General features: G+C 69.2%; 19 protein-coding genes and 1 tRNA gene. 12 read left to right on the plus strand and 8 right to left on the minus strand.

What is annotated here, in order from left to right; translation table 11 throughout:
• Nucleotide 1: 1 nt before the first annotated feature.
• Nucleotides 2–844: a 2OG-Fe(II) oxygenase gene (locus JOF40_RS16985; RefSeq protein WP_188111789.1), complete on the minus strand. Its 843-nt coding sequence runs from the start codon at nt 842–844 to the stop codon at nt 2–4.
• A 136-nt stretch (nt 845–980) separates the two neighbouring features.
• Between JOF40_RS16985 and JOF40_RS16990 the strand changes: the two genes are divergently transcribed.
• From JOF40_RS16990 to JOF40_RS17000, 3 genes are read left to right on the plus strand one after another with little or no spacing between them, the layout of a single operon-like run.
• Complete coding sequence (locus JOF40_RS16990; RefSeq protein ID WP_209674682.1) at nt 981–2,417, plus strand: bifunctional glycosyltransferase/class I SAM-dependent methyltransferase; 1,437 nt, start codon at nt 981–983, stop codon at nt 2,415–2,417.
• Nucleotides 2,414–4,438 carry a hypothetical protein gene (locus tag JOF40_RS16995; protein WP_129182059.1) on the plus strand — a complete coding sequence of 675 codons (2,025 nt, stop codon included), beginning with the start codon at nt 2,414–2,416 and terminating at the stop codon, nt 4,436–4,438. Before JOF40_RS16990 ends, JOF40_RS16995 begins: the two co-directional genes overlap by 4 nt.
• Nucleotides 4,438–5,520, plus strand: coding sequence for a glycosyltransferase family 4 protein (locus JOF40_RS17000; RefSeq protein WP_129185987.1), 1,083 nt, complete (start codon nt 4,438–4,440; stop codon nt 5,518–5,520). The genes JOF40_RS16995 and JOF40_RS17000 overlap by 1 nt, the downstream gene beginning before the upstream one ends.
• Here the strand turns inward: JOF40_RS17000 and JOF40_RS17005 are convergent.
• Together JOF40_RS17005 and JOF40_RS17010 are read right to left on the minus strand one after the other, a co-directional pair.
• On the minus strand, nt 5,505–5,687 hold the full coding sequence (locus tag JOF40_RS17005; RefSeq protein WP_129182063.1) for a hypothetical protein: 183 nt from the start codon (nt 5,685–5,687) through the stop codon (nt 5,505–5,507). The genes JOF40_RS17000 and JOF40_RS17005 overlap by 16 nt on opposite strands.
• A 25-nt stretch (nt 5,688–5,712) precedes the next feature.
• Complete coding sequence (locus JOF40_RS17010; RefSeq protein WP_129182065.1) at nt 5,713–7,467, minus strand: MmpA family trehalose lipid delivery protein; 1,755 nt, start codon at nt 7,465–7,467, stop codon at nt 5,713–5,715.
• Here JOF40_RS17010 and JOF40_RS17015 point away from each other — a divergent pair.
• Nucleotides 7,466–8,188 carry a class I SAM-dependent methyltransferase gene (locus JOF40_RS17015; RefSeq protein ID WP_129182067.1) on the plus strand — a complete coding sequence of 241 codons (723 nt, stop codon included), beginning with the start codon at nt 7,466–7,468 and terminating at the stop codon, nt 8,186–8,188. The genes JOF40_RS17010 and JOF40_RS17015 overlap by 2 nt on opposite strands.
• A 38-nt stretch (nt 8,189–8,226) precedes the next feature.
• Nucleotides 8,227–9,441 (plus strand): MATE family efflux transporter, encoded by a 1,215-nt coding sequence (locus JOF40_RS17020; protein WP_129182069.1) that lies wholly within the window; start codon nt 8,227–8,229, stop codon nt 9,439–9,441.
• Here JOF40_RS17020 and polA read toward each other — a convergent pair.
• Nucleotides 9,435–12,104: a DNA polymerase I gene (polA, locus tag JOF40_RS17025; RefSeq protein WP_129182071.1), complete on the minus strand. Its 2,670-nt coding sequence runs from the start codon at nt 12,102–12,104 to the stop codon at nt 9,435–9,437. The genes JOF40_RS17020 and polA overlap by 7 nt on opposite strands.
• A gap of 56 nt (nt 12,105–12,160) precedes the next feature.
• The gene (locus JOF40_RS17030; RefSeq protein WP_188111788.1) at nt 12,161–12,778 is read right to left on the minus strand and encodes a GNAT family N-acetyltransferase; all 618 of its coding nucleotides are present in this window, start codon (nt 12,776–12,778) and stop codon (nt 12,161–12,163) included.
• A 119-nt stretch (nt 12,779–12,897) separates the two neighbouring features.
• Between JOF40_RS17030 and JOF40_RS17035 the strand changes: the two genes are divergently transcribed.
• From JOF40_RS17035 to JOF40_RS17055, 5 genes are all read left to right on the plus strand, one after another.
• Complete coding sequence (locus JOF40_RS17035; protein WP_129182075.1) at nt 12,898–13,641, plus strand: DUF554 domain-containing protein; 744 nt, start codon at nt 12,898–12,900, stop codon at nt 13,639–13,641.
• 180 nt (nt 13,642–13,821) lie between these two features.
• Nucleotides 13,822–15,123, plus strand: a complete 1,302-nt coding sequence (locus tag JOF40_RS17040) for a branched-chain amino acid ABC transporter permease (RefSeq protein ID WP_209674684.1) — start codon at nt 13,822–13,824, stop codon at nt 15,121–15,123.
• A gap of 10 nt (nt 15,124–15,133) precedes the next feature.
• A complete protein-coding gene (locus JOF40_RS17045) occupies nt 15,134–16,129 on the plus strand; it encodes a branched-chain amino acid ABC transporter permease (protein ID WP_129182079.1) in 996 nt (331 codons plus the stop codon).
• Entirely contained in the window at nt 16,119–17,036 is a 918-nt protein-coding gene (locus JOF40_RS17050) for an ABC transporter ATP-binding protein (protein WP_129182080.1), read from the plus strand. Before JOF40_RS17045 ends, JOF40_RS17050 begins: the two co-directional genes overlap by 11 nt.
• Nucleotides 17,033–17,815: an ABC transporter ATP-binding protein gene (locus tag JOF40_RS17055; protein ID WP_129182081.1), complete on the plus strand. Its 783-nt coding sequence runs from the start codon at nt 17,033–17,035 to the stop codon at nt 17,813–17,815. The genes JOF40_RS17050 and JOF40_RS17055 overlap by 4 nt, the downstream gene beginning before the upstream one ends.
• Before the next feature lie 459 nt (nt 17,816–18,274).
• Here the strand turns inward: JOF40_RS17055 and JOF40_RS17060 are convergent, their stop codons facing one another.
• Both JOF40_RS17060 and JOF40_RS17065 read right to left on the minus strand, forming a co-directional pair.
• On the minus strand, nt 18,275–19,534 hold the full coding sequence (locus JOF40_RS17060; protein WP_246152840.1) for an ABC transporter substrate-binding protein: 1,260 nt from the start codon (nt 19,532–19,534) through the stop codon (nt 18,275–18,277).
• A gap of 195 nt (nt 19,535–19,729) precedes the next feature.
• Nucleotides 19,730–20,353 (minus strand): ANTAR domain-containing response regulator, encoded by a 624-nt coding sequence (locus tag JOF40_RS17065; RefSeq protein WP_246152839.1) that lies wholly within the window; start codon nt 20,351–20,353, stop codon nt 19,730–19,732.
• A gap of 32 nt (nt 20,354–20,385) precedes the next feature.
• Here JOF40_RS17065 and JOF40_RS17070 point away from each other — a divergent pair.
• A tRNA-Leu gene (locus tag JOF40_RS17070) sits at nt 20,386–20,468 on the plus strand.
• Between the two features lie 181 nt (nt 20,469–20,649).
• On the plus strand, nt 20,650–20,955 hold the full coding sequence (locus JOF40_RS17075) for a hypothetical protein (protein WP_129182083.1): 306 nt from the start codon (nt 20,650–20,652) through the stop codon (nt 20,953–20,955).
• Between the two features lie 6 nt (nt 20,956–20,961).
• On the opposite strand, the gene pyk is transcribed toward JOF40_RS17075, so the two are convergent.
• Complete coding sequence (gene pyk, locus JOF40_RS17080) at nt 20,962–22,416, minus strand: pyruvate kinase (protein ID WP_129182084.1); 1,455 nt, start codon at nt 22,414–22,416, stop codon at nt 20,962–20,964.
• Between the last annotated feature and the right edge of the window lie 112 nt (nt 22,417–22,528).

The following is a 22,528-nucleotide window of genomic DNA, read 5'->3' on the forward strand; positions in this document are numbered from 1 at the left end:
CTCAGCGCTGGCGGCGGAAGCGGTCGAGCTTGGCCAGGGCGTTGCTGGCGAAGTCGTCGGACAGGCCCAGCCGGCGCTTGACGCGGTCATAGCCGTCGAGCAGGCCCCGCTCGGCATGGATCACGAGCTTGCGACCGGCGCTCTCGTGGGGACGCGGCTGGTAGTTGGTGGAGCGCCGGACGGCCTGCTCCTCCTCGGTGAAGTAGTACAGCGCCATCGACCGGCGCGCCATGTCGGGCGGGCACGTGAGCCCGTCGGGGTGGCCGTGGAAGCTGTCTGCCGTCGTGGTGAACACCAGCATCCGGTTGCCGGCCGGTGTGACACGGCCGCGCACCTCGGTCATCTGGGGGTCCCACAGCTCGAGCTGACCGCCCCACTCGGGCTGCCACTCCTCGTTGAGGTACAGCAGGATGTTGACCCGCCGGGCCCAGGTCTCGTGCGTGTGGTGCGAGGTGAAGTCCGCGTGGATGTTGAGGTGGCCGCCGCGCAGGGTCTGGTGCAGTCCTCCACCGTCCATCGACCAGTCGGCAAGCAGGCCGCTGATGCCCGTGAGCTCCTCGAGGTACGTCACGAACCGCTCGGAGCAGAACTCCTGGGCGACTCCCCGCAGGGTGTCTCCCCAGGTGTCGGGTGCCTTGTTGGCGTACTTGGTCTCGTTGACGTGCAGGTATCCCTGCCAGAACTCGTCGCGGATGCCGGGGAACTCGGCGACGACCGCAGCGAACGTCTCGGCCTTCAGCACGCCGTCGAGGACGATGTGCGGATAGGGATCGCCAGCCGCGTACGCGGCCCGCTTGCCCGCGAGGTCGTTGGTCAGCGCATCGAAGTCGATCAGATCCGTCATGCCACCCACTGTGCCAGAGCAGCGGTGCCACCGGCCTGGGCCGGTGTGACCCCGCAGGTCGCCTATCATCGAAGGCGGGCCGTGACGTCCCTCACAGGAGGGTTCGCCGCAGGGAGAACGGAACTGAGGGAGAGCTGTGCAGGACGAGAAGATGCCGCGCGTCGGCGTGCTGGTCGTGGCGTACAACGCCGAGGCGACTCTGGAGAAGACCCTCGATCGCCTTCCCCCCTCCTTCGTGACCAAGGTCGACCACGTGCTGGTCAGCGACGACGCCAGCACCGACGCCACCTACGAGGTCAGTCTGCGCTACCAGCAGAACACGACCATCCCGATCACGGTCATGAAGCACGAGAAGAACCTCGGGTACGGCGGCAACCAGAAGGTCGGCTACCGCTGGGCCATCGACCGAGGGCTCGACGTCGTGGTGCTCCTGCACGGCGACGGCCAGTACGCACCCGAGGTCATCGAGTCGCTGATCGAGCCGGCAGCGCGCGGTGAGGCCGATGCCGTCTTCGGCACCCGCATGATGGTGCCCGGCGACGCCCGATCGGGTGGCATGCCGCTGTACAAGTACGTCGGCAACCGTGTGCTCACGCGCTTCCAGAACACGCTCTCCGGCATGTCGTTGACAGAGTGGCACAGCGGCTACCGCGTGTACCGCACCGACGCCCTCGCCAACATCGACTTCGAGAGCTACAGCGACGGCTTCGACTTCGACACCCAGATCATCCTGGGGCTGCACGGGGCCGGGATGTCGGTGGTCGAGGTCCCCATCCCCACCTATTACGGTGACGAGATCTGCTATGTCAACGGCATGAAGTACGCCCGCCAGGTGTCGACCGAGGTCGTCAAGTACCGCCTGGGTGGCATCGGACTGGGCGGTGGACGCACCGGTGTCGATCACGATGCGTACGAGCTCAAGTACTCCGATCACTCGTCGCACGGCGTGCTGCTGTCATGGCTGGCCGAGCAGCCCGCGGCCCGCGTGCTCGACATCGGGTGCTCCGACGGGCAGTTCGGTGCCCTCGTCGGCAGACTCGGCCACGAGGTCGTCGGCGTCGACCTCGTCAAGCATCCTGACGTCGGCGATCGCCTCGACGGCTTCGTCGAGGCCGACCTGAACCAGGGCCTGCCCGCCGAGGTCGGCAGCGACTACGACGTCATCGTGGCGGCCGACGTCCTGGAGCACGTCATCGACCCGGCCCAGCTGCTCGAGCAGATGATCGCGCGGCTCGGCCCCGACGGCCGTCTCATGGTGTCGGTGCCCAACGTCTCCCACTGGTACCCGCGACTGCGCATCGCCAGCGGCAACTTCGGCTACGACCAGCGCGGACCGCTCGATCAGGGGCACGTGCGGTTCTTCACCCGCCGCACCCTGCGTCGCATGCTGCGCGAGGCGGGTCTTCGTCCCGTCCGCACCCGCGTGGTCGGCACCCCCGTCGACACGATCGCCGTGCGGGGCCGGCTACCGCGTCTGCTGCTGCGGTGGGCAGCGGCCGTCGACCGGCGGGCGACCCGGGTGTGGCCGACGATGTTCGGATACCAGTTCCTCCAGGAGCTGGAACGCGCTTGAGCACTGCCGACACCGCACGCCGGCGCCTCTGGGCCTCGGCGACGGGGGTTGCCTCGGGCGTCCTCGTGCACCTACTGGTCCTGTCCGACCTGTCGTTCGACCTGTTCCGCACGGCGACCACGCAGGGCTTTGCCTCGAACTTCTTCGACATCCAGGCCAATGCCTTCCTCGACGGCCGCATCTCGGTCCCGGCCGGCAGCCTGGGGATCGAAGGCTTCGTCATGGGCGATCGCACCTACATGTACTTCCCGCCGTTCCCCGCACTGCTGCGACTACCGGTGCTGTGGGCCACAGGGCGCCCGGGCGGCAACCTGACGCTGCTGTCGATGGCCCTGGCCTCGATCGTGTTCGTCGTGATGGTCGTCAAGCTGTTCTGGCTCGTGCGCGACGTGCTGCGCGGTCACGGCACCCCCGTCGGACGCGGCGAGGCGTGGCTCGTCGGCCTGTACCTCGCGGCCGTCATCGGCGGCACGACGTTCACGTTCGACGTGTCCCTGCCGTGGGTCTATCACGAGGTGTACGTGTGGGCTGTTGCCCTGGCCGTCGGCACGCTCTACTGGCTGGTGCGCGCGTGCCTCGAGACCACCCCTCGCAACCTCACCTGGCTCGGTGCCTTCGCCCTGGCCACGATCATGACGCGCTCGACCGGCGGGATCGCCCTGTGCATCGCGATCGCGCTCGCCGTGCTGTGGCTCCGGCGCTGCCGTCCGGACGTCCCCGTCGTCCTTCGACGCTGGATGCTGGCGTGCGCGGCGACGCCCCTCGGGGTCTCGATCGTCTACAACATGGCCAAGTTCGGCACGCCCGTGCTGTTCCCCCTGCAGAACCAGGTCTGGACCGAGGTCAACGAGCAGCGGCGCATCGCGCTGGCCGCCAACGGCGGCAAGCTCAGCGGACCACAGTTCTTCACCTCCGACGCCGATGCGTACCTCAACCCCGCAGGCATCCGCTTCGTCGACCAGTTCCCGTGGGTGACGTTGCCGGCAGAGCCGGCCCGCTCCCTGAACGGCGCCGTGCTCGACCAGACGTATCGCACCGGCAGCATCACCGCCTTCATGCCGTTGCTGTGCCTGCTGAGCATCCTGGCGATGGTGTTCCTGTGGCGACGACGCGCCGCCTCCGAGACGTGGCTGCTGGCGATCGCGGTGCTCGGCGGCGTGCTCGTGACCTCGGGCGTCATGTCCTACGGGTACATCGCCAACAGGTACACGAGCGAGTTCGTGCCAGCACTCGTGATCGGTGGGGCGGTCGGAACCGTGGCCCTGTCGCGGGTGCTCGCCAGGATCCCACCGATCGGGCGCGTCGCCGTCACGGGCGGCTGTGCCGTGCTCGTCGTCTTCTCGCTCTACGCGCAGTGGGCCGTCAGCTTCGCCATGGTCGCGACGGTCTCGCGCGGCGACGACCTGTACCGGTACGTCTCCCTGCAGCACCGCCTCACCCCCGCGGCACAGGCCGCCCGGGTCCTGACGACGCAGTCCGTCGTCCCGTCCGGTGGCCGCACCGACGATCTGATGATCCGGGGCAACTGCGACGAGCTGTACCTCCACACCGGCGACGTCTACGATCCGTGGGTCACGGTCGAGCAGCGCGATCTCGTGCTCGACCTGCGTCCGACCGAGATCGTGCGCCGCGGCAGCATCGAGCTGTTCACGATCCACTCCCCCCGTGACGACCACCGGGTCAGCCTCGAGACCGACGGACGAGGACAGGCCCGGCTCGTCCTGTCCGACTCCGAGGACGAGCTGAGCTCGCGCGGCTACTGGTTCACCTTCATCGACGGCACCCGGGTCACGCTCGGTGCCCGCACCCTGACCGAGCTGGGCGTCGTCACGGTGCAGAGCACACCGGGCGGCTTCGCCGGCGCGGTGCCCGCCTACGGCTGGAGCCAGGACTGGCAGGGCTCACCGTCCTGGACCGAGCTGAGCCCGGCGATCGGCGACACCACCCGCACGGGCGTCGACGTGACGCGGCGGGACACCCCCGCACCTGCGCTGTGCGCGAGCATCCGCGCTGCGATGTGATGGACGTCTGCTTCGTCGCGTGGCGGGACATCGGCCACCCCGAGGCAGGCGGCTCCGAGCTCTACGTGCACCGAGTCGCGCAGGAGCTGGCACGCAGTGGGCACCGCGTCACGGTCGTGTGCTCGCGGTGGCCCGGCTCGGCCCGCCGAGACGTCGTCGACGGGGTCGAGATCATCCGGCGCGGTGGACGCCTGGGCGTCTACCCGTGGGCTGCCGTCCACCTGCTCGGCCGTCGCGGCCGTGCGCACGACGCCGTGGTCGACGTCGTCAACGGCATGCCCTTCGCGGCGGTCCTGCTGCGTCCACGTTCCTCGTCAGCCCTGATCCACCACGTGCACCAGGCGCAGTGGCACCTGCTCTACCCCGGCCTGGTCGGCCGCATCGGGTGGGCCGTCGAGTCGCGCCTCGTCCCGTGGCTGTACCGGCACCGCACGGTCGTCACGGTGTCCGAGCAGAGCCGCATCGACCTGCAGCGCCTCGGGCACCGCCGGGTCATCGTGATCCGCAACGGGATCGACGCCTCTCAGGCCGTCCGAGCACGAGACGGCGACCGGCTCTGCGTCCTGGCGCGACTGGTGCCGCACAAGCAGGTCGACTGGGCCATCGACGCCATCGCCGAGCTCGCCCCCGGCCGACCTGCCGTGCACCTCGACGTCGTGGGCGACGGCTATCTCGCGGACGAGCTCCGCCGATACGCCTTGGCTCGGGGCGTCGCCGACCGCGTGACCTTCCACGGGCACCTGCCGGACGCTGAGCGCGACCGGGTGCTCGCCGCGGCAGCCGCGGTCGTCCTGCCCTCGATCAAAGAGGGGTGGGGGCTGGCGCTCGTCGAGGGAGCCGTGATCGGGGTGCCGGGCGTGGCCCTGCGCGAGGCCGGGGGCGTGACCGAGGCCGTCATCGACGGGGTGACGGGGCTCATCGCCGACGACTTCGACGGCCTGGTGCGTGCGTGCGCGCGCCTGCTCGACGATCCAGAGCTCAACGCACGTCTCGGTGCCGCAGCACAGCACAAAGCCGCGTCACTCACGTGGAGTGACGCGGCCTCGCAGCTCGAGGAGAGCCTGGGTCAGCGCTCGCCGTAGACGATGATCGACTGGCTCGCCGGGTTGTCCGATCCGGACGGTGCACCCGTGGTGCTGTTGACGAGCGCCACGTTAGTGACGCCGGCGATGATCACGCCGGCGACCGCCGGGATCGCGATACCGGTCAGAACGCTGGACAAGGACCAGCCCGTGAAGAACGACAGCATAGTTTTCTCTCCCTTGAAGACGTCGTCACTGTAACAGGTCCGAGGGGTCAGCACCGGTGCGATCGCGGCGGCGGCGAGGCACCGCGACCGCCACGGCCGAGCCCAGCACCAGAAGCGCCGCGAGAGCGAATCCTGACGCCATCACGACGACCTTCGCGACCCCCGGCCCCGGAACCTTCGCGGCGTCACCAAGGGAGTACAGGACGACATCGGCTCGGCCTGCCACGGGCGTCAGCCCGGCCAGGTCGAGCTCACCGGCGACCGGGTCGTCGGCGTACACCAGCACCCATCCGACGCCGGTGTCCCGCAGCGCCTCGCGGTCGCTGGCGTCGAGCCTGCCGTCGTCGACCCATGCCGCCACCGACCGAGCCCGACGGCTCTCGCCGGAGACCGCCAGCCCTCCGACCTGGAGGGTGTCGTCGCGGATCACCTCGCGGTCGAACCACCGGCTGGCCGGATCGAAGACGCTCTGGTCGCTCCCCCACGTGAACGCCCGGTACGACCGCCACGGCAGGACCACGACGGCCCCTGCGTGGCCGTTCTGCAGGGCCGTCCGGACGGCGGCGAAGTCGGACGGGTACTGCACCGGCCGTACCGTGCTCGACACCGTGCTCGCCCCGTCGGGAAGCATGAGGAACGGGACGCACATCGCCGCCACGACCCAGACCGCCGGCCAGGCACCCAGACGGAGGGCGCGAGCGCCCAGCGCGAACACCAGCGCGATGGAGCCGAGTGCCAGCGGGGCGAGCAGGAGGATCCACTTCTGGGCGTCTCGGAGCAGCGGGACCCCGGGGACGGACATGAGGGCCGAAACGGCGTCGCGCCCGATCGGGGTCGAGGTGGCACCGGCCATGAGCAGGCCCAGCACGCCCAGCACCATCGCCTCACGCCACATCGGCAGCTCCCGCCGGGCACGAGGCATCAGGGCGAGCACCAGCACACCGCCCACGACCAGTGCTGCGACGACGACCGGCGTGACGCCCTCGCGCGAGACCGGGACGCTCGACCCGTCCCAGATGCCGCCGAGCCCCAGGAGCGAGACCAGGACGCCGGCCCCCGACTCGGCCCGGGCGGCGAACGCGGTCAGGCCATCGGGATCGGCGGACCGGGCCGAGGCCCCGAGGAAGCCCGCCAGGACCCACGGCAGCTGGAGCCCGAGGACCGCCGCCAGCAGGACCGCGCCGATCCGCTCCCGGCCACGCACCAGCACGACGGCGAGCACCACGAGCAGCGCCACCACCCCGCCGGTCGGGGTGACCGAGGCGATCGCCGCCCACAGGACGACCCGGGCCGTGCTGCGCGCGTCGCGGCGCTGCAGCGCGACGCCGACCGCGGGCAGCAGCCACCACGTCGCGGCATAGCCGAGCAGGAGCGCCCACTGGCCCAGGGCGAGGCGCTCGACCGTGAACGGGTTCCAGACCGCGATGCCTGCCATGAGCAGACGCGCCGCGAACGGGCCGCTCGGCAGCATCCGGTGCGCGCCCCACCCCGCGAGCAGCAGCGCCGCGAGCAGGGCGACGCGCGCGAGCACCGCACCGCCGACGAACCACGAGCCGAGCCACACCACGGCGTCGAGGGGCACCGCGCGCGGCGGTTCGGCCCCCAGCCCCAGGGTGTCGAGCGTGAAGGGCGGCTGCGGCGTGAACACGAGGTCCTTCGCCAGGGGGTATCCGCCGGAGGTCAGCAGCGGCCACAGGAGGATGGCCGACGGCACGAGCACCCACACGTCGAGCAGCACGGAGCGGGCCCGCGCCGGCCCTATGCTGAACCGACTGCTCATGGAGGACCCCTTGGACGACGACGACTTCGGTCACATCTTCGCATCCAGCGATCTCGTGCCCGGATGGCTGACCCGCGACCAGGCCCGCGTCCTCCACGACGAGGCCAGACGCCTGGGCCGGGGGTCGACGATCGTCGAGATCGGTTCGCACCAGGGCCGATCGACCACCGTCCTCGCCGCGGGCGCCCGGGCCGCTGCCAGCACCGTGGTCGCGATCGATCCCTTCGTCACGACGACGCGGTACGCCGGTCCGTCGGTCCAGGCACTGCTCGAGGAGAACCTCGCCAGCCGGGGCCTGGACGACCGGGTGCGGGTCGTCGCCGACTACAGCCGAGCCGTGCGCGACGCCTGGACCGGCCCCATCGATCTGTTGTTCGTCGACGGCAAGCACGACATGGGCAGCTGCATCGACGACCTCCGGTGGCGTCGCCATCTCTCGCCGGGCGACCGGGTGCTGGTGCACGACGCCTTCTCCTCGCTCGGCGTCACGCTCGCCCTCCTCGCCGCAGCGCTGCCCTCGAACGACCTCGTCTTCCTCGACCGCACCGGCTCCCTCGCCCGCTTCGAGATCGGCCGGCCCACGACCCGCTCCCGGCTCCGGATGCTCGGTCAGACCGGCTGGTGGATCCGCAACCTGGTCATCAAGGTGCTGCTGCGCCTGCGGCTGCACCGGGCGGCCGGGCTGCTCGGGCACGACCAGCCGGGCAACGATCCGTTCTGACACGGCCGCCTGATCGGGTGTCGAGATATCGTGGCGAGGTGAACCGACTGAGCGGGACGGGTGCGCCCGCCGTCGAGGCGAAGCCCGGGCTGACCGTCGCGATCGGCATGGTGGGCATGAACGCCGCGATGTACGGCTTCACGGTCGCTGCCAACCGCACCCTGGTGCCCTCCGACTTCGGAGCCGTGACCGCACTGCTGGGCATCCTGCTGATCGGCACGGTCGTCGCGCTCGCCGTGCAGGCCGTGACAGCTCGGCGGCTCGCGGTCGCCGAGCCCGACGACCTGCCCGAGGTGATCGCGCAGACGCTGAGGGTCTCCGCGTGGATGTCTGCTGCCGTCGGCGTCGCCGTGGCTGCGTCGACGGTCGTGCTGACCCCCCTCCTCAGGCTGCCCTCTCCCCTGCTGGTGGTGCTCGCGGGCGCGACTCTCGTCCCGCTGACCATGATGGGCGCACAGGCCGGCATCGCCCAGGGACTGCGTCGCTGGAACCTGCTCATGGCGATCTACCTGTCGAGCGGTCTGGGGCGCCTGGTCATCGGCAGCATCGCGCTGCTCGTGAGTCCGACGCAGACCGCCGCGATGATCGGTATCGCGATCGGTGGCTGGCTGCCGGTCATCGTGGGCGTCTCGGTGCTGCGCATGGGCCGCACGACCCCGCAGCCCCTGAGGCCACTGGTCCGCGAGATCGCCCTCTCGTCACATGTGCTGCTCGCCTACTTCGTGCTGAGCAATCTCGACGCCCTCGTGGCGCGCAACTCCCTCGACGCCCACGACAGCGGCCTGTACGCCTCAGGCCTGATCCTCGCGAAGGCCGCGTTGTTCCTGCCGCAGTTCGTCAGCGTCGTCGTGTTCGGCGACCTGGCTCGCGCCACCACGACGTCGGCCCGCCTCCGGGCCGCCGCGATGGTCGCCGCGCTCGGCGGCGTCGCGGTCCTCGCGACCGCGGTGCTGCCACACGTGGCCCTGATCCTGGTCGGCGGCGACCGCTATGAGGAGATCGCCGACGAGCTGTGGCTGTTCGCCCTGGCGGGTTCGATCCTGGCGCTGGTGCACCTGCTCGTGTTCGACGCCCTCGCCCGCCACGCGCATGGGGTCGCCCCTCTGCTGTGGGTCGCGGTCGTCGCCGTCGTCACGATCGCCTACGGACTCGACGTGCACATCACCGGACTGGTGCTGACGGTCGCGGGCGTGGCCGGCACCTTGGCGGTCGCCCTGCTCACGCTGCCGAACGGCACCCGCAAGGCTCAGTGACCGGCGTCGTGCCAGGTGCGGCCCACCCCCACCGACACGTCGAGGTCGACCGACAGCTCGGCCGCCGACGCCATCTGCTCGCGCACCAGCGCCTCGACCTGCTCGCGCTCGGCGTCGGTGACCTCGAGCACGAGCTCGTCGTGCACCTGCAGCAGCATGCGCGAGGTCAGTCCGGCGTCGGCGAGGGCCTTCTCGACCCCCAGCATCGCGACCTTGATGATGTCGGCGGCCGATCCCTGGATGGGGGCGTTGAGCGCCATGCGCTCGGCCATCTCCCGGCGCTGCCGGTTGTCGCTCTGCAGATCGGGAAGATAGCGCCGGCGGCCCATGATCGTCTCGGTGTAACCGGTCTGCCTGGCCTCGTCGACCAGGCCGCGCAGGTAGTCGCGCACGCCGCCGAAGGTCTCGAAGTAGTCGTCCATCAGGCGCTGTGCCTCGCCGGTCGTGATGCTGAGCTGCTGGCTGAGCCCGTAGGACGACAGGCCGTAGGCCAACCCGTAGTTCATCGCCTTGATGCGCGCGCGCAGCCCCCCGTCGATGTCGGCCGGATCGCGCTCGAAGACCTTGGCGGCCATGACGGTGTGGAAGTCGTGGCCCGACCGGAACGCCTCGATCAGGTCGGCGTCCTCTGACAGGTGCGCCATGATGCGCATCTCGATCTGGCTGTAGTCGGCGGTCAGCAGGGTGTCGTAGCCCTCGCGGACGCAGAAGGCCTCGCGGATGCGCCGGCCCGACTCGGTGCGGATCGGGATGTTCTGCAGGTTGGGATCGGCCGAGCTCAACCGGCCCGTCGCCGCGATAGTCTGGGCGTACGTCGTGTGGATGCGACCGTCGTCCTGCACGGTCTTCTGCAGCCCCTCGACGGTCTGCCGCAGCCGTGTGACGTCGCGGTGCGCCAACAACGCGGCGAGGAAGGGGTGCTCGGTCTTGACGAACAGCTGCTGCAGCGCGTCGGCGTCGGTCGTGTAGCCCGTCTTGGTCTTCTTGGTCTTGGGCATCTCGAGCTGCTCGAACAGCACCTCCTGCAGCTGCTTCGGGGAGCCGAGGTTGACCTCGCGACCGATCGCGGCGTACGCGTCCTGGGCCGCGGCGAGCATCCGCTCGGTGAACTCCGCGTGCAGCGTGTCGAGGTGATCGGTGTCGACGCCGATGCCGCGCGACTCCATGCGGGCCAGCACGTCGATGAGCGGCTGCTCGAGGTCGCGCAGCAGCGTCAACGACTCCTGCTGCTCGAGCTCGGTCTCGAGCACGGCCCACAGGTCGAGGGCCGCCCGGGCGCGCTGTGCGGCGGTCTCGGCACCCGCCGAGTCGTCGTCGAACGCGAGCTGCCCCGAGTCGCCGCCGGTGCCGAGCTCGCGCTTGAGGTAGCGCAGCGACAGGTCGGCGAGGTCGTACGAGCGCTGGTCGGGCTTGACGAGGTAGGTCGCCAGCGCCGTGTCGGCCCGCACGCCCGCCAACGTCCAGCCTTGGGCCTGCAGCGCGTGCAGCTGGCCCTTGGCGTCGTGCAGCACCTTGGGCCGTGCCGGGTCGGCCAGCCACGTGCCGAGCGCCGCGTCGTCGGCCGGGTCGAGCGTCGTGGTGTCGACCCAGGCCGCGGCACCGCCGGCCGCCGCCAGGGCGATCGCGTCGGCCCGCGCTCCGACGGGGCGCAGCACGCCCGCGACGTCGAGGCCGACGGCGTCGGCCTGGTCAGCCGCGTGCTCGTCGAGCCACGGCTGCACCTGACCGGCACCCAGCACGGAGACGTCGATCGCGACGGCCGCATCGCCCGCGACGTGCTCGTCTCCTCCGCCGAGGTAGTCGAACAGGCGGGTGCGCAGCGCGGCGAACTCGAGCGCGTCGAACACCGTGTGGATCGCGTCGCGGTCCCACTCGGTCGTGAAGGCGAGGTCGAGCGGACCGGCCGGCAGGTCGAGGTCGCGGATCAGCGCGTTGATGCTGCGGTTGCGGATGACGTCGTCGAGGTGCGCACGCATCGACTCGCCGGCCTTGCCGGGGATCTGGTCGACCTTGGCGATGATCTCGTCGAGCGAGCCGAACTGTCCCAGCCACTTGGCGGCCGTCTTGGGCCCGACCCCGGGCACGCCCGGCAGGTTGTCGCTGGTCTCGCCGACCATCGCGGCGATGTCGGGGTAGTTGACCGGCATGACGCCGTACTTCTCCTCGACCGCCGCGGGCGTCATGCGGGCCAGGTCGGAGACGCCCTTGCGGGGGTAGAGCACCGTGGTCTTGTCGGTCACGAGCTGCAGCGCATCGCGGTCGCCCGTGCAGATCAGCACGTCCATGCCGGCGGCCTCGGCCTGCGTCGCGAGCGTGCCGATGATGTCGTCGGCCTCGAAGCCGTCCTTCTCGAACGTCTGGATGTGCAGCGCGTCGAGCACCTGCTTGATCAGCGGGATCTGCCCCGTGAACTCCTCGGGCGACTTGGAGCGGTTGCCCTTGTACTCGGGGTACTGCTCGAGCCGGAACGTCTTGCGCGAGACGTCGAAGGCCACGGCGACGTGCGTCGGGGCCTCGTCGCGCAGCACGTTGATCAGCATCGACGTGAAGCCGAACACGGCGTTGGTGTGCTGCCCGGTCGTCGTCGCGAAGTTGTCGACGGGCAGGGCGAAGAAGGCGCGGTAGGCGACCGAATGGCCGTCGATCAGAAGGAGGCGGTCCACTCGAGCGACTCTAGTCGTCGCCACCGACGTGATCGGCTGCGCATGGGTCGTCTGCGTCAGGGACGGGGCTTGGCGCTGCGCGGCTGGCCCTGCCTGCGGCGCAGGGTGCGACGCACCGCGATGAGCTTGCCCGTGTCGCGGGAGTTGGTCGCCCGGGTCGTCAGGCGCGAGCGCAGCTTGCTGGCCTGGATGGCTCGCACCACCGCGATCTGGTTGAAGCCGATCTTGGTGAGGTAGCGATGCGGCTCGCGCGAGTGCACGGGGATCGCGGCGACGACGATCTCGCAGTTGTGGTCCTCGCCGTGGCTGGCGGCCGCCGACAGCAACGTCGAGGCGACCGACCTGCGACGAAAGCGCGGCGACACCTGGATCTCGGTGACGATCAGGATGCGGGTCAGCGTGATGGGCGTCAGCGTGCTGATGTCGCAGACCGTGGCACCGATGATCTCGCCGTCGATCAAGGCGACGATGATGCGCTTGTCGGGCCGGCTCAGGGCGAGCTCGAGGGCGGAGGCCGCCTCGGCGACGCCGGGCTCGCGCCACAGCGACTGCTGCGTGAACGCCTCGGAACCCTCGTCGTGGCTGGCCTCGAGGCACTCGGTCCACAGCGCGACGAGCGCAGCGGCGTCCTCGCGATCGGCGTCCCGGAGGACGATGTGCGGTCGGGCCGACATGCCGTTGCTGCCTCTCGTCCTGGGCTCGTGCACGAAGGTGGCCGAGCTGGAATGACACACTACGCGCTGCACCGGGTCGACCGACCCGGTTGAACCATCAACTTCGAGGGAGACCATACATGTTCGTCGGCTTCGGCACCGTCGCGAACGTGGCGACCGTCGTCGTGGGCTCCGGGCTCGGCCTGCTGGTCGGGCACCGGCTGGGCCCCCACGTGCGCACGACCGTGACGTCCGCTCTCGGCCTCGTGACGCTGCTCATCGCCGGCCAGGCGGCGGTCGCGGTGTCCGACCCGGCGTTCACCGACGCCGTCGGCAGCAGCGCGCCCATGCTGATCGTCCTCGGTTCGCTGGTGGTGGGAGGCGTCGTCGGGTCCGCGCTGCGGCTCGAGGACAGGGTCGAGAGCCTCGGCGGGTGGCTGCAGGGGCGACTCTCCCGCGGGGACGGTGACGGACGAGACCGGTTCGTGGAGGGATTCGTGATCAGCTCCCTCGTGTTCTGCATCGGCCCCCTGACGATCCTCGGCTCGATCAACGAGGGGCTCGGCAACGGTGCCGACCAGCTGCTGCTCAAGGCGACGCTCGACGGGTTCGCCGCCTTGGCCTTCGCGGCGTCCTTCGGCATCGGCGTCATGGCCTCGGCGATCTCCGTCGGCGTCATCCAGGGCGCGCTCACGCTGCTCGGCGCGCTGCTCGGATCGTTCCTGCCCGATGCGCACCTCGCAGCGCTCACGACGACCGGCGGACTCATCCTCGTCGGCGTCGCCCTGCGGCTGCTCGACCTGCGCACCTTCGCCGTCGCCGACTTGTTGCCCGCCCTCGTCGTGGCGCCGATCCTGTGCCAGATCGTCATCGCGACCCGCTGAATCCTGACCACAACGACCGAAACCCAACTGTTACCTGATTCGGTTCGTTGCACGCGCCGATGACTCCTGCATGTGGTTATAGTCCGAGGACCACATATGCACTGCCCCTTGCAAGCCGACAGGAGTACACGCGTGCGATTGCGACTCGCGGCCCTACTCGCAGCGGTGGCAGGAGTCCTCATGCTCCTCGCCCCCAGCCCTGCGCTCGCCCAGGCAACGCCCAGCCCGACCCCCGCCGCAGGCTCGGGCACCGGAGCTGACAACCCGATCGTCCCGGGTGCCAACATCACCGTCACGCTGCTCGACCTGAAGGGCGGCGAGGGCAAGCCCGCGCCCGTCCCGGGCGTCAGCCTCACGGTCCTCAAGGACAGCCGCAGCGGCACCGAGGTCGGCACGCAGACCACCGACTCCAAGGGTCGCGTCAGCATCGGGATCGAGGGCAACGGCACCTACGTCGTCGAGCTCGACCCCAAGACGCTGCCCGACGGGGTCAAGCTGAGCGGCAACGGAGAGACCGTCAAGACCGTCCAGGTGAAGCTGGCCTCCTCCAACTTCGTGCAGTTCCAGATCGGCGCGGTCGTCGTCCAGGAGGCATCGCTCGGCAGCAAGATCGTCGACGGCACACGGTCGGGCATCATCGCCGGCCTGCTGATCGCGCTCGCCGCCCTCGGCCTGTCACTGATCTTCGGCACGACGGGGCTGACCAACTTCGCCCACGGCGAGCTCATCACCTTCGGCGCCATCTCGACCTACGTGTTCAACCGCGGCTTCGGGCTCCCCGTCGTCGCGGCCGGCGTCCTGGCCGTCATCGCGTCGGCGGCCTTCGGGTTCCTGCAGGACCGCGGCCTCTGGCGGCCGCTGCGCAACCGCGGCACGGGCCTCATCGCGATGATGATCGTGTCGATCGGCCTCGCCCTGCTGATGCGCAGCATCTTCCAGTACAGCTTCGGCGGGTCGACCCGCACGCTCTCGCAGTACGTCGTGCAGGGACGTGACAGCTACGGCCCGATCGACCTGTCGCACAAGGAGATCGCGATCGTCCTCATCTCGGTCGTGACCCTGCTCGTGACGTGCTTCGCCCTGATGCGCACCCGCCTCGGCAAGGCCATGCGGGCCGTGTCCGACAACCCGGCGCTCTCGGCGTCGTCCGGCATGCGCGTCGACGGCGTCATCTCGGCCGTGTGGGTGCTCGGCACGGCGCTGACCGGACTCGCGGGCGTCCTGCTCGCGGTCCAGCAGCAGGTCAACTTCCAGATGGGCTTCAACCTGCTGCTGCTCGTGTTCGCGGGCGTCACGCTGGGAGGCCTCGGCACGATCTGGGGCGCACTCATCGGCTCACTGGTCATCGGCCTGATGGTCGAGCTCGGACCGGTCTTCGGCGTCCCCGCATCGATCAAGGAGGTCGGCGCCCTCGTGGTGCTGATCCTGATCCTCCTCGTCAGGCCGCAAGGCATCCTCGGCAAAGCCCAGCGAATCGGATAGGGCGAGCATCATGAACTTCAACGACATCATCGACGCCGCGTTGTCAGCGGCTCTCGGTCCACAGGCCATCGTGTTCGCGCTCGCCGCCATCGGTGTCAACGTGCACTTCGGCTACACCGGTCTGCTCAACTTCGGCCAGGCCGGCTTCATGTCGATCGCGGCGTTCGGCCTGGCGGTCTCGGTCGTCACGTGGGACCTCCCGTTCTGGCTCGGCATCATCGTCGGCATGCTCGGCGCGGTCATCCTCGCGCTCGTCCTCGGCGTCCCGACGCTGCGGCTGAGGGCCGACTACCTGGCCATCGTCACGATCGCGACGTCCGAGATCCTTCGACTCGTGTTCGGCGCGGTCGAGTTCAAGGGCACCTTCGGCGGCTCCAACGGCCTCACGGGCTTCGTCGGCACCTACCAGCGCCTCAACCCCTATGGTGACGGCATCGACCTCGGCATCGTCTCGTTCAGCCGCAACGACCTCTGGTCGATCACGGTCGGATGGGTCCTGGTCGCGATCAGCTGCCTGGTCGTCTTCGCCCTCATGCGCAGCCCCTGGGGACGCGTGCTCAAGTCGATCCGCGAGGACGAGGACGCCGTGCGGTCGCTCGGCAAGAACGTCTTCGCCTACAAGATGCAGGCGCTGGTCCTCGGTGGCGTGTTCGGCGGCATCGCCGGCATATTCCACATCCTGAAGCAGGGCTCGGCCGTCCCGACCGACTTCAACACGACGTTCACGTTCTACGCCTACGCGGCGCTGCTGGTCGGCGGTGCGGCCCGCGTCCTCGGACCCGTGGTCGGATCGATGATCTTCTGGTTCCTCATCGCCGGCATCGGATCGTTCTTCAGCCAGGCCACCAGCGGAGCAGACCCGCTGCTGCCCGAGTGGCTGATGACCAACACCCAGGCCAGCCTCATCCGGTTCATCCTTCTGGGACTGGGCCTCATGCTCCTGATGATCTTCCGACCACAGGGGATCTTCGGAGACCGAAGGGAGATTGCAATCGATGGCCGCTGAACTCAGTGAGGCACGCGCCGCTCTGGCCGGTGTCTCGAACGAACCCGGAGCCCCCAAGCCCGACCCGATCGTCAAGGGCAGCAACATCACCCGCACCTTCGGAGGCCTCAAGGCCGTCGACGTCGAGCACATCGAGATCCAGCGCGGTGTCATCACGGCGCTGATCGGCCCCAACGGTGCCGGCAAGACGACCCTGTTCAACCTGCTGACCGGCTTCGACGAGCCCGACGAGGGCGACTGGTCGTTCAACGGCAAGTCGCTGGCGAACGTCCCCGCCTACAAGGTGGCCCGCCGCGGCATGGTGCGCACGTTCCAGCTGACCAAGGTGCTGTCCAAGCTCACGGTCATCGAGAACATGCGTCTGGGTGCCACGGGTCAGCGCGGTGAGAAGTTCTTCTCCGCCGCGTTCAAGTCGCTGTGGAGCGCTCAGGAGGACGCCAACACCGTCCGTGCCGACGACCTGCTCGCGCGGTTCAAGCTCGACGCCAAGCGCGAGGACTTCGCAGGATCGCTCTCCGGCGGTCAGCGCAAGCTGCTCGAGATGGCCCGTGCCCTCATGGTCGATCCCGAGCTGATCATGCTCGACGAGCCCATGGCCGGCGTCAACCCGGCGCTCAAGCAGTCGCTGCTCGGACACGTCAAGTCGTTGCGCGACGAGGGTCGCACGGTGCTGTTCGTCGAGCACGACATGGACATGGTGCGCGACATCTCCGACTGGGTCATCGTCATGGCGCAGGGCCAGATCGTCGCCGAGGGCACGCCCCAGTCGGTCATGGCCGACCAGCGGGTCATCGACGCCTACCTGGGCGCGCACCACGACACCGACATCACCGAGATCGACGCCGCCGACCTCGAGGCCGAGGCCGAGGCCGAGCTCGACGCCGAGGCGGAGGAGAACAAGTCATGACCGAGTCACCCACCACGACGTCCGAGCGCGACAAGCACGTCGCCAACGCCGAGGGTGCCGTCCTGCGGGCCGACAGCCTCATCGCGGGATACCTGCCGGGCGTCAACATCCTCAACGGCGCCGATCTGTACTGCCAGCCCGGTGAGCTGGTCGGCATCATCGGCCCCAACGGTGCCGGCAAGTCGACGCTGCTCAAGGCGCTGTTCGGCCTGGTCAAGATCCACGAGGGCAGCGTGACCCTCAAGGGCGGCGACATCACCAACCAGCGTGCCGACCAGCTCGTCACCAAGGGCATCGGCTTCGTGCCGCAGACCGAGAACGTGTTCCCGAGCCTGACGATCGAGGAGAACCTCGAGATGGGCTGCTACCAGGAGCCCAAGAAGTTCGCGGAGCGGTTCGAGTTCGTCACCGACCTCTTCCCCCGGCTCGGTGAGCGGCGCAAGCAGCGAGCCGGCCAGCTGTCGGGCGGCGAGCGCCAGATGGTGGCGATGGGCCGCGCGCTCATGATGGACCCGTCGGTGCTGCTGCTCGACGAGCCGTCCGCGGGCCTGTCCCCCGTGCTGCAGGACGAGGTCTTCGTGCAGACCCGCAACATCAACAAGGCCGGCGTCTCGGTCATCATGGTCGAGCAGAACGCCCGCCGCTGCCTGCAGATCTGCGACCGGGGCTACGTCCTCGACCACGGCACGACGGCGTACTCCGGCACCGGCAAGTCGCTGTCGAACGACCCCCGCGTCATCGAGCTGTACCTGGGCACCCTGGGGCAGGACAAGGACTGACCCCTCACCACATCGAATGCCCGGCACCGTGACGGTGCCGGGCATTCGTCTGTCCCCCGCCGCCGCGGACGGCGCCGGGCAGACCGATCTTTCGACGTTGCGGTAGCCCCGGCAACACCAACCCAGAGACATCCGTCTCCGCCGGCCAGAGCCCGACCGATCTTTCGACGTTGCGGTAGCCCCGGCAACACCAACGCAGAGACATCCGTCCCCGCCGGCCAGAGCCCGACCGATCTTTCGACGTTGCGGTAGCCCCGGCAACACAAACGCAGAGACATCCGTCTCCGCTGGCCAGGGCCCGACCGATCTTTCGACGTTCACGTAGCCCCAGCAACCTCAACGCAGAGACATCCGTTCCCCGCGGGAGCGGGCGGCGGGGCGCGGGCACGCAGAAGGCCCCGGTGCCGAAGCACCGGGGCCCTTGCGAGTCAGCTGATCTGCATCAGCATGATCGGTCGATCAGATGTTGCCGGCGATGTACTTGACCGGGCTGATCTTGTTCTTGCCGTCGTACTCGTAGATGCCGATCGAGGCGGCCGTCGGGCTGCCCGTCTTGCCAAGCTCGATCGGACCCGAGACACCGTCGTAGTCGATGTCGGTCTTCGGGTCGTCCTTGAGCAGCGCGGCGCACTTCTCGAACGAGTCGCACTTCTCGCCGCCCTCGGTGACGCCCGGCAGCTCCTTGGCGATGGCCTCGCCGGCGTCGCTGTCGGCCACGATGGCAGCCAGCGCCGACGTGATGACGGCGTCGTAGGACTCGGCCGAGTAGGAGTAGTCCTTCAGGTCGGGGTTGACCGTGGCCAGCCGCTCCTTGAAGTCGGACGTCGCCTCAGCACCGGGGATCGTGCCCTTCGTGCCCTTCAGCGTGCCGTCGGGCAGCGTCGCCGCGTCGCCCTCACCGTAGTTGGCCGTGTTGCCGTCGACGAAGTACGTCGGGACGTCCTGCGGGCCAGCGCCGGCCTGGATGAGCTTCGGGACGATCGTCGTGGTCTCCTCGAACGCGACGAGCACGATGGCATCCGGCTTGGAGTCGGCGATCTCGGTGATCTGGCTGTCACCGGGGCCGGTCTTCTCGCTGTAGAGGACGTTGGCGGCGACGGTCGAGCCGGCGGCCTCAAGGTTCTTGGAGATCTCCTTGGCCAGCGTCTCGCCGTAGGCATCCTGACGCGCCAGGATGGCCACGTTCTGGCGGCCGTCCTCGACGAGGAGGTTGGCCAGCACGGCACCCTGGAGGATGTCGGACGGCGCGGTGCGGAAGTACAGGTCGGGCTTGGAGAAGTCGCCGTTGTCGAAGTCGGTCGACGTGTTGGCCGGCGAGTACTCGATGACGCCAGCCGACATGATCTTGTCGACGACGGTCTTCGAGACGCCCGACGACGCGGCACCGATGATGACGTCGGACTTGGCCTTGAGCAGCTTGTCGGTCTCGGCCGGGGCGATGCCCGAGTCGGTGTCGCCGGAGTCGGCCTTGACGCCCACGACGTCCTTGCCGAGCACGCCGCCAGCGGCGTTGATGTCCTTGATCGCGAGGTCGACGCCTGCGAACTCCGGCGGGCCGAGGAAGGCCCGGCTGCCGGTCTGCGGGAGGAGCGAACCGATGGTCAGGGTGCCATCGCCCTTGGCGGCGGGAGCGGCGGCCGTTGCGTCGTCCGAGCCACCCTCGCTGTCACTGCTGCTGCCACCACAGGCTGCGAGCACGAGCGCGCTGGCAGCTGCCACAGCAGCGAGGCGAATCGTTGTGGTACTGCGTTTCATCAATCCTCCGGATGGGTAGAAAGCCCGTGGCCGCGCCAGGGTGCCTGTACGTATCCCCGAACCTAGTTGTTCACCGGGTCGTTTGGGTCAAGGTTGTGTGAGCCAGCCGTTAAGTAGCCGATTTGTAACCAAGCCCGACCGTGGTCGGCGACGAGGGGCTCAGTCGGCCGACGTGCCGAGGGTCGGACCGTGGTCGACGACGCCCTGTGCCACCTGCAGCATCGTGAGCCTCAGGTCCATCGCGGTGCGCTGGATCCAGCGGAACGCCTCGGGCTCGGTGATGTCGAGAGCCTCCTGCAGCAGGCCCTTAGCCCGTTCGACCACCTTGCGGGTGGCGAGCTGCTCGGTCAGGTCACCGACCTCACGCTCGAGGGTCGCGATCTCGGCGAACCGGCTACGCGCCATCTCGATCGCGGGCACGAGATCGGACTTGGTGAACGGCTTGACCAGGTAGGCCATGGCCCCTGACTGGCGCGCCCGCTCGACCAGGTCGCGCTGGCTGAACGCCGTCAGCATGACGACCGGCGCGATCCGCTCCTGCGCGATCTGGGCCGCCGCGGCGATGCCGTCGAGCTTGGGCATCTTGACGTCCATCACGACGAGATCGGGGCGCAGCTGCATGACGAGGGCGACGGCGGCCTCTCCGTCGCCGGCCTGGCCGACGACGTCGTAGCCCTCCTCGGCCAGCATCTCGGCGAGGTCGAGCCGGATGAGGGCCTCGTCCTCGGCGATCACGACGCGTGGGGCTGTCGGCGATGCCGATGACTGGTTCGCGTCGTTCACATGAGAAGGTTATACGGCCGCCTGACGGGCGCGCCGAGTTGGCGGAATGGTAGACGCGACGGTCTCAAAAACCGTTGTCCGCAAGGGCGTGCGGGTTCGAGTCCCGCACTCGGCACCCGTGACGTCACGACAGGTTCGGGCAGGCATGACGACCAAGGTCTCGGAGCACCGGCGCCGTCCTCGGAGTCGCCGTACCGACTCGTGGGCACGGGCACGCAACTTCGTCCGCCCCAGCACTGTCGCAATCGGCTCCCATCCCGCACAATCGACGTGGGTGGGAGAGCCCGGGAGCATCCATGTCACGGCGGTCATCTCGTCAACGAGCGACGCGCTACTTCGTCCTCCGCGCGTCCGACCAGGAGACCGAGGTCGCCCGTGTCTCCCCGCGGGGCGCTCCCGCGGTGTGGGACTCGTCGACCGGCACCTGGGTGCACGACCCGCTGCTGGGGGTCGAGATCCGGCTGTCGGACGAGTGGGTGCGGGCGGACGTCACTGACCTGCCCGACCACGTCGACGTCCCACGTGACGCCGTGGCGACCGACGAGGACGACCGGCCCGCACGCGGCCGACGAGGACGGCACGCACGGGCCGACCGCGACTGAGCCGTCTCAGTCGGGCTGCACGTCGGTGTAGGCGGGGACGACACCGTTGATGGCATCGCCCATGTTGTGGATGCGCAGGGCATTGGTCGAGCCGGGGATGCCCGGGGGGCTCCCGGCCACGATGACGACCTGCTGGCCCTCGGTGCAGCGCTCGATCTCGAGCAGCGCGCGGTCGACTTGGAGCACCATGTCGTCGGTGTGCTTGACCTCGGGCACCGTGAACGTCTCGATGCCCCAGCTCAGCGCGAGCTGGTTGCGCACCAGCGGATCGGGCGTGAACGCGATGACCGGGACGCGCGAGCGGTAGCGCGTCATGCGGCGGGCGGAGTCGCCGCTGGTCGTGAAGGCGACGACGTAGCGGGCGTCGACCGCCTCGGCGACGTCGGAGGCCGCGCGGCAGATGATGCCGCTCTTGGTCTTGGCCTTCCAGGTGAACGCGGCCATGCGGGGCAGGCCGTGGTCCTCGGTCGACTCCACGATGCGGGCCATCGTGTGGACCGTGTGGATCGGGTACTCCCCCACGCTCGTCTCGCCCGACAGCATCACGGCGTCGGCACCGTCGAGCACGGCGTTGGCGACGTCGGAGGCCTCGGCGCGGGTCGGACGCGGTGCGGAGATCATTGACTCGAGCATCTGCGTGGCCACGATGACGGGCTTGGCGTTGCGGCGCGCCTTCTCGACGATGAGCTTCTGGACGATCGGGACGTCCTCGAGCGGCAGCTCGACGCCGAGATCGCCGCGGGCGACCATGACGCCGTCGAAGGCGTCCATGATGCCGTCGAGGTTCTCGACGGCCTGCGGCTTCTCGATCTTGGCGATGACGGGGCGGACGATGCCCTCCTCGTCCATGATCTTGCGGACGTCGTCGTAGTCGTCGGCCGACCGCACGAACGACAGCGCGATGAAGTCGACGCCGAGGTGCAGCGCGAACCGCAGGTCGTCGATGTCCTTCTCGCTCATGGCCGGGACGCTGACCATGACGCCGGGCAGGTTGATGCCCTTGTTGTTGCTGATCGTGCCGCTGGTCTCGACCAGGCACGTGACGTCGGTGGCGGTGACCTCGGTGGCGCGGAAGCGCATGCGGCCGTCGTCGATCAGGATCTCGTCGCCGGGGGTGACGTCGCCGGGCAGGCCCTTGTAGGTCGTCGAGCAGCGGTGCTGGTCGCCCTGGATGTCGTCGATCGTGATGGTGAACGTCGCGCCGGCCTCGAGGTGGACCGGGCCGTCGGCGAACCGGCCGAGACGGATCTTGGGGCCCTGCAGGTCGGCGAGGGTCGCGATGGCCTTGCCCGTCGTCGCGGCAGCCTCCCGCACCCAGGCGTAGTTCTGCTCGTGGTCGGACTGGTCGCCGTGGCTCATGTTGAGCCTCGCGACGTCCATGCCGGCCTCGGCCAGCTTGAGGATCTTGTAGGCGTTGCCGACGGCGGGACCCAGGGTGCAGACGATCTTGGCTCTTCTCACTCCTCCACCCTAGGCGGCAGGCGTGGTTACCCGCGAGTCATTTTTGTCGTTTCACACAACAAATTCAGGTGGCGGCGCTGAACACCACGTTCTCGTGGGATTCCGGCACTCC

This window comes from Aeromicrobium fastidiosum (genome assembly GCF_017876595.1).
Lineage (GTDB): Bacteria > Actinomycetota > Actinomycetes > Propionibacteriales > Nocardioidaceae > Aeromicrobium > Aeromicrobium fastidiosum.

What these genes read in the sequence shown, in the direction of transcription:
- JOF40_RS16985 (WP_188111789.1), bottom strand. Translation starts at nt 844, where the DNA reads ATGACGGATCTGATCGACTTCGATGCGCTGACCAACGACCTCGCGGGC.
- JOF40_RS17000 (WP_129185987.1), top strand. Translation starts at nt 4,438, where the DNA reads ATGGACGTCTGCTTCGTCGCGTGGCGGGACATCGGCCACCCCGAGGCA.
- JOF40_RS17005 (WP_129182063.1), bottom strand. Translation starts at nt 5,687, where the DNA reads ATGCTGTCGTTCTTCACGGGCTGGTCCTTGTCCAGCGTTCTGACCGGT.
- JOF40_RS17015 (WP_129182067.1), top strand. Translation starts at nt 7,466, where the DNA reads ATGGAGGACCCCTTGGACGACGACGACTTCGGTCACATCTTCGCATCC.
- JOF40_RS17010 (WP_129182065.1), bottom strand. Translation starts at nt 7,467, where the DNA reads ATGAGCAGTCGGTTCAGCATAGGGCCGGCGCGGGCCCGCTCCGTGCTG.
- JOF40_RS17030 (WP_188111788.1), bottom strand. Translation starts at nt 12,778, where the DNA reads ATGTCGGCCCGACCGCACATCGTCCTCCGGGACGCCGATCGCGAGGAC.
- JOF40_RS17035 (WP_129182075.1), top strand. Translation starts at nt 12,898, where the DNA reads ATGTTCGTCGGCTTCGGCACCGTCGCGAACGTGGCGACCGTCGTCGTG.
- JOF40_RS17040 (WP_209674684.1), top strand. Translation starts at nt 13,822, where the DNA reads ATGCTCCTCGCCCCCAGCCCTGCGCTCGCCCAGGCAACGCCCAGCCCG.
- JOF40_RS17045 (WP_129182079.1), top strand. Translation starts at nt 15,134, where the DNA reads ATGAACTTCAACGACATCATCGACGCCGCGTTGTCAGCGGCTCTCGGT.
- JOF40_RS17050 (WP_129182080.1), top strand. Translation starts at nt 16,119, where the DNA reads ATGGCCGCTGAACTCAGTGAGGCACGCGCCGCTCTGGCCGGTGTCTCG.
- JOF40_RS17055 (WP_129182081.1), top strand. Translation starts at nt 17,033, where the DNA reads ATGACCGAGTCACCCACCACGACGTCCGAGCGCGACAAGCACGTCGCC.
- JOF40_RS17075 (WP_129182083.1), top strand. Translation starts at nt 20,650, where the DNA reads ATGTCACGGCGGTCATCTCGTCAACGAGCGACGCGCTACTTCGTCCTC.